The organism is Zoogloea sp. (genome assembly GCF_023150065.1).
Classification (GTDB): domain Bacteria; phylum Pseudomonadota; class Gammaproteobacteria; order Burkholderiales; family Rhodocyclaceae; genus Zoogloea.
This window is the reverse complement of sequence record NZ_JAKLLN010000014.1, coordinates 138,591-144,590: the sequence shown is the minus strand read 5'-3', so window position 1 is coordinate 144,590 and position 6,000 is coordinate 138,591. Positions and strand designations below refer to the sequence as shown.

Annotated in this window: 4 protein-coding genes; 3 read left to right on the top strand and 1 reads right to left on the bottom strand. The window is 68.8% G+C overall.

Annotated features, from left to right (window positions below; all coding sequences use genetic code 11):
- A partial coding sequence (locus tag L6Q67_RS15975; RefSeq protein ID WP_296571459.1) for a hypothetical protein occupies positions 1-263 on the top strand: 263 nt, incomplete at its 5' end.
- Between the two features lie 6 nt (positions 264-269).
- On the opposite strand, the gene L6Q67_RS15970 is transcribed toward L6Q67_RS15975, so the two are convergent.
- Complete coding sequence (locus L6Q67_RS15970; protein WP_296571456.1) at positions 270-1,289, bottom strand: sensor domain-containing diguanylate cyclase; 1,020 nt, start codon at positions 1,287-1,289, stop codon at positions 270-272.
- Between the two features lie 257 nt (positions 1,290-1,546).
- On the opposite strand from L6Q67_RS15970, the gene L6Q67_RS15965 reads away from it, so the two are divergent.
- A complete protein-coding gene (locus tag L6Q67_RS15965; protein ID WP_296571453.1) occupies positions 1,547-2,812 on the top strand; it encodes an MdtA/MuxA family multidrug efflux RND transporter periplasmic adaptor subunit in 1,266 nt (421 codons plus the stop codon).
- A gap of 43 nt (positions 2,813-2,855) precedes the next feature.
- Positions 2,856-5,921: an MdtB/MuxB family multidrug efflux RND transporter permease subunit gene (locus tag L6Q67_RS15960; protein WP_296571452.1), complete on the top strand. Its 3,066-nt coding sequence runs from the start codon at positions 2,856-2,858 to the stop codon at positions 5,919-5,921.
- Positions 5,922-6,000 lie beyond the last annotated feature (79 nt).

The window sequence follows — 6,000 nt, the reverse complement described above, 5'->3', positions numbered from 1 at the left end:
ATGACCGGGGTGGCCGGGTCGCCTTTCTTGCCTTCTTCTTTGGCGAAGCAAAGAAGAAGGTCGCCCGCCGGGGCGAATACCCGGCCAACGTCACGCAAAACAACGGAAAGCCCGCCAGTACCGGCCACCCCGTCGGGCATCGAGATGCCCACCTGCCAATGGTGAAAGCGCTTCCCATACTTAACGCGAACAGCGCCAATGAATTCGACCCCACCGGGCGGCTGGGGCGTGCTGTCGTGGGGTCGAATTCATTCGACCACTGACCAGGATCAGCGGTGGGCCGGTGATTTGCGGCTGCGTTTGATGGCGTACATGGCCTGGTCGGCCTTTTCCAGCAGGGTGTCGATGTCGGAGGCGTCGTCGGGGTAGAGGGCGGCGCCGAAGCTGGCGCCCAGGTTGATCTCGTGACCATCCACCCGCAGCGGTCCGTGTACCTGCTGCACCAGCCGCGTGGTGCTGGCCTGCAGGCCGTCGGTGCTGGCGGTGGGGCTCAGTACCACGCCGAATTCGTCACCCCCGAGCCGTGCCACGGTGTCGGAACGCCGGGCGCCGTTGGCGAGGCGCTGGGCAAATTCCCGGATCGCCAGGTCGCCGACCCGGTGGCCCAGGCGGTCGTTGATCAGTTTCAGCTCGTCCATATCCACCATCAGCACGCCGGTCTGGCTTTTCTCCCGGTCGGCCTGGAGCAGGGCGTTGCGCAGGCGGTCGAGGAAAAGGGCGCGGTTGGCCAGGCCGGTGAGCATGTCGTGGGTGGCCCGGTGGAACAGGGCGTCATTGCCACAGCGGGCGGCGAAATACATGGAGGCGGCAAGCAGGTCGGCCATCAGTTTCAGGATCTCGAGCTCCCGGTGGCCGAAGGCGGACGGTCGCGGGGAAATCACCTTCAGCACGCCCACCGTCTCCTTGTCATAGCGCAGGGGCACTACGGCCATGGCCCGCAGGCCCACTTTGCGGCAGGCGGCCAGGTCCACCCGGGGGTCGCTCTCCGCGTCCTCGCAGCACAGGGGGGCGCCGCTGCGCGCACACAGGCCTGACAGGCTGTGCTCCGCGTCGATGCCCAGGCCGATCTGCGACAGCGCAGAGCCGGCCGCGGCGCGATAGACCATCAGCGGGCCTTCGATGATTTCCACGGCGGCGCCATCGGCCGCGGTGAGTTCCATGCAGGCCGTGGCGGCCAGCCCCATCACCGCGTCCAGATCCACTCCCAGCCGGGCGATCTCCGTTTGAACGCGGATGATGGAAAGCAGATCCTCGGCGCTCGGAAGGGCGGCGCCAGGTGGGAATGTCATCGGGGAGATCTCCGTTGTAAGTGCACTGCAGCACGTTCTGACTATGATTCAACTCACAGTTGTTGTGGGTATTGCGGTCGTTAATAAGTGTTTCTTTTGCCGTTTCCGGGGATGGGTGTTGATCCGGTCGGTTTTTTTCGCAGGACGGGATCGTTTTACGGGGCCGCGGGTCAATGGGCCGTCGGCTGGGTCCATCGTGTAGCATTCCAGTCCTTCTGATCCGGCCAGGCTGCCGGTGCTTCCCTGAAAGTCCATCCATGTCCAGCCCGTCATCCGCTGCGCCATCGCAACGCGCCAAACCTTCCTATCTGCCCTTGATCCTCGGCTTGATCGTGGCCGCCGGGCTGGGGGCCTATTACTTCTACCGGGGTGATGCGCCGGCCGACGGCAAGACGGGCGGCCAGGAGGCGGCCGGTGCGCGGGGCAATGGCCCGCGGGGTGAGCGGCCGGTGCCGGTGACCGTGGCAAGCCTTGCCACCGGCGACGTGCGGGTCAGCGTGCCGGCCCTGGGCAGCGTGGTGCCGCGCAACCTGGCCATCGTGCGCAGCCGGGTAGATGGCCCGCTGCTGGCGGTGAAGTTCGTCGAGGGGCAGCCGGTGAAGGCTGGCGAGGTGCTGGCGCAGATCGACCCCGAGCCCTTCCGCGCCGCCCTGGAGCAGGCCCGCGGCCAGCTGGCCCGCGACCAGGCCCTGCTGAAGAACGCCCGCATCGACCTGGAGCGCTATCGCGGGTTGCTCGCCCAGGACTCCATCGCCCGGCAGCAGGTGGATACCCAGGAGGCGCTGGTGCGCCAGTACCAGGGCACCGTGCAGGCCGACGAGGGCAATCTGCGCAGCGCCGAGCTGCAGCTCTCCTACACCACCATCAAGGCGCCGATCAGCGGCCGGGTGGGCCTGCGGGCGGTGGACCCGGGCAACATCGTGAAGGCCTCGGATACCGCCGGGCTGGTGACGATTGCCCAGGTGAGCCCGATCACCGCGGTCTTCCCGGTGCCCGAGGAGCGCCTGCCGGCGATCATGAAGCGGCTGCGCGAGGGGCGCGGGCTGAAGGTGGAGGCCTGGGACCGGGAGATGAAGACCCGCCTGGCCGAGGGCAGCCTGCTGGCGGTGGACGCCCAGATCGATTCGACCACCGGCACCGTGAAGCTCAAGGCCGACTTTGCCAACAAGGACGGCAGCCTCTTCCCCAACCAGTTCGTCAATGTGCGGCTGCTGCTGGACACCCTCAGCGGCGTGGTCACCGTGCCCACGGCGGCGGTGCAGCAGGGCAGCAAGGGCAGCTTCGTGTATCGCCTGGCGGCCGACGGCACAGTGGCTGCAGTGCCGGTGCGCCTGGGCCCCGCCGATGCCGGCATGGCGGCGGTGGAGGCAGGCCTGGCCGCCGGCGACCGGGTGGTGGTGGATGGGCTGGACAAGCTCAAGGACGGGGCCAAGGTGGAGGCCATCGACCCGAAGGCGGTGGATGCGCCCGGGCGGGAGGGGCGTCGCGGAGGGCCCGGCGGTCCGGGCCGGCCGGGGCGCTGAGCATGGACGCCTTTGACGTGCGGACGGCCCATGGGAGGGCGGCATGAATCCGTCGCGCCTTTTCATTCAGCGCCCGGTGGCCACCTCGCTGCTGATGCTCGCCATCCTGCTGGTGGGCTTCGTGGCCTACCGCCTGCTGCCCATCTCGGCCCTGCCCGAGGTGGATTACCCCACCATCCAGGTCAAGACGCTCTACCCCGGGGCCAGCCCGGACGTGATGACCTCCGCCGTCACCGCGCCCCTGGAGCGCCAGTTCGGGCAGATGCCCGGGCTCGACGAGATGTCGTCCACCAGCTCGGGGGGCGCGTCGGTGATCACCCTGCGCTTCAGCCTCGCCATGGGGCTGGACGTGGCCGAGCAGCAGGTCCAGGCGGCCATCAACGCGTCGTCCAGCCTGCTGCCCAACGACCTGCCGGCGCCGCCCACCTACAGCAAGGTCAACCCGGCCGACGCGCCCATCCTGACCCTGGCGGTCAGCTCCCCCAGCCTGCCCATCACCCGGGTCCATGATCTGGTGGAGAGCCGCCTGGCCATGAAGATCTCCCAGGTGGCCGGGGTGGGCCTGGTGAGCATCGCCGGCGGGCGCCGCCCGGCGGTGCGGGTGCAGGTCAACCCCACTGCGGCGGCGGCCTACGGGCTGGGCCTGGAAGACCTGCGCACGGCCATCGCCAACGCCAACGTCACCCAGGCCAAGGGCAGTTTCGACGGCCCCCAGCGCGCCTCCACCCTCGACGCCAACGACCAGCTCCGCTCCGCCGACGAGTACCGCGGCGTGATCGTCGCCTACCGCAACGGCAGCCCGGTGCGCCTGTCCGACGTGGCCACCCTGGTGGACGACGCCGAGAACATCCGCCTGGCCGCCTGGGCCGACCAGACCTCGGCGGTCATCATCAACGTGCAGCGCCAGCCCGGCGCCAACGTCATCGACGTGGCCGACCGGGTCCGCGCCCTGTTGCCCCAGATGACCGCCAGCCTGCCCGCCTCGGTGGATGTGCGGGTCATTTCCGACCGCACCACCACCATCCGCGCCTCGGTGCACGACGTGCAGGTGGAGCTGATGTTTGCCGTGGCCCTGGTGGTGATGGTGATCTTCCTGTTCCTGCGCAGCGTGCCGGCCACCCTCATCCCCAGCGTGGCGGTGCCCCTGTCCCTGGTGGGCACCTTCGGGGTCATGTACCTGGCCGGCTTCAGCCTCAACAACCTCACCCTGATGGCCCTCACCATCTCCACCGGCTTCGTGGTGGACGACGCCATCGTGATGATCGAGAACATCGCCCGCTACGTGGAGGAGGGCGAATCGCCCATGCAGGCGGCGCTCAAGGGCGCCAGGCAGATCGGCTTCACCATCATCTCCCTCACCGTGTCCCTGATCGCCGTGCTGATCCCGCTGCTCTTCATGGGCGACGTGGTGGGGCGGCTGTTCCGGGAGTTCGCCATCACCCTGGCCATCGCCATCCTGATCTCGGCCTTCGTGTCCCTGACCCTCACGCCGATGATGTGCGCGCGCCTGCTGCGCCATGTGCCCGACGCCGAGCAGGGGCGCTTCTACAAGGTCACCGGGGTGTTCTTCGACCGGGTCATCGCCCGCTACGGGGTGATGCTCGAGTGGGTGCTGCAGCGCCAGGGCCTGACCCTGCTGGTGGCCCTGGGTACCCTGGTGCTCACCGGGTTGCTCTACGTGGCCGTGCCCAAGGGCTTCTTCCCGGTGCAGGACACCGGGGTGATCCAGGGCATCACCGAGGCTGACCAGTCGATCTCCTTCCAGGCCATGGCCGAGCGCCAGCAGGCCGTGGCCGAGGTGGTGCTCAAAGACCCGGCGGTGGCCGGGCTGTCGTCCTTCATCGGGGTGGATGGCACCAACGCCACCCTCAACAGCGGCCGCATGATGATCAGCCTCAAGCCCCTGGCCGAGCGGGACGCCAGCGCCAGCCAGGTGATCCGCCGCCTGGGCCCCGAGCTGGAGCGGGTGGCCGGCATCACCCTCTACATGCAGCCGGTGCAGGATCTGTCGATTGAAGACCGGGTGGCTCGCACCCAGTACCAGTTCTCGCTGCAGTCCCCCGACGCCGCGGCCCTGGCCGAGTGGGTGCCCCAGCTGGTGGCGCGCCTGCGTGGGCGGGCCGAGCTGGCCGATGTGGCCAGCGACCTGCAGGACAAGGGCCTGCAGGCCTGGGTCGAGATCGACCGTAACGCCGCCAGCCGCCTGGGGGTGAGCACCGCTGCCATCGACAATGCCCTGTACAACGCCTACGGCCAGCGCCTCATCTCCACCATCTTCACCCAGGCCACCCAGTACCGGGTGGTGCTGGAGGTGCAGCCCCAGTTTCGCAGCGGCCCGGCGGCCATGGCCAGCCTGTATGTGCCCGGTACCGGCGGCGCCCAGGTGCCCCTGTCGGCGGTGGCGCGTATCGTCGAGCGTCCGGCCACCCTGGCGGTCAATCACATTGGCCAGTTCCCGGCGGTCACGGTGTCCTTCAACCTGGCCCCCGGCGCGGCCCTGGGCGATGCGGTGGCGGCCATCCGCCAGGCCGAGGCCGAGCTGGAGATGCCGGCCAGCATCGAGACCAGTTTCCGCGGCGCGGCCCTGGCCTTCCAGGCCTCCCTCACCAACACCCTGCTGCTCATCCTGGCGGCGGTGGTGACCATGTACATCGTGCTGGGCGTGCTCTACGAGAGCTACATCCACCCGGTCACCATCCTGTCCACCCTGCCCTCGGCCGGGGTGGGGGCCCTGCTGGCCCTGCTGTTGGCGCGCACCGAGCTGGGCATCGTGGGCATCATCGGCATCGTGCTACTCATCGGCATCGTCAAGAAGAACGCGATCATGATGATCGACTTCGCCCTGGACGCCGAACGCAACCAGGGCCTGGCGCCCCGGGAGGCCATCTTCCAGGCCTGCCTGCTGCGCTTCCGCCCCATTCTGATGACCACCCTGGCGGCCCTGCTGGGGGCGCTGCCCCTGATGCTGGGCAGCGGCGTCGGCTCCGAGCTGCGTCAGCCCCTGGGCATCACCATGGTGGGCGGCCTGCTGGTGAGCCAGGTGCTCACCCTGTTCACCACCCCGGTGATCTACCTGGCCTTCGACCGCCTGGCCCGGAGGGCGGCATGAGGGGCGCAGGCCTCGGTCGAATGAATTCGATCCCACAGGACTCCGCCCCTTTCGTGGGGTCGAATTCATTCGACCTCCT

Excerpts from the sequence above, each read along its gene's own strand:
- L6Q67_RS15970 (WP_296571456.1), bottom strand. The coding sequence starts at position 1,289 with ATGACATTCCCACCTGGCGCCGCCCTTCCGAGCGCCGAGGATCTGCTT.
- L6Q67_RS15960 (WP_296571452.1), top strand. The coding sequence starts at position 2,856 with ATGAATCCGTCGCGCCTTTTCATTCAGCGCCCGGTGGCCACCTCGCTG.
- L6Q67_RS15965 (WP_296571453.1), top strand. The coding sequence starts at position 1,547 with ATGTCCAGCCCGTCATCCGCTGCGCCATCGCAACGCGCCAAACCTTCC.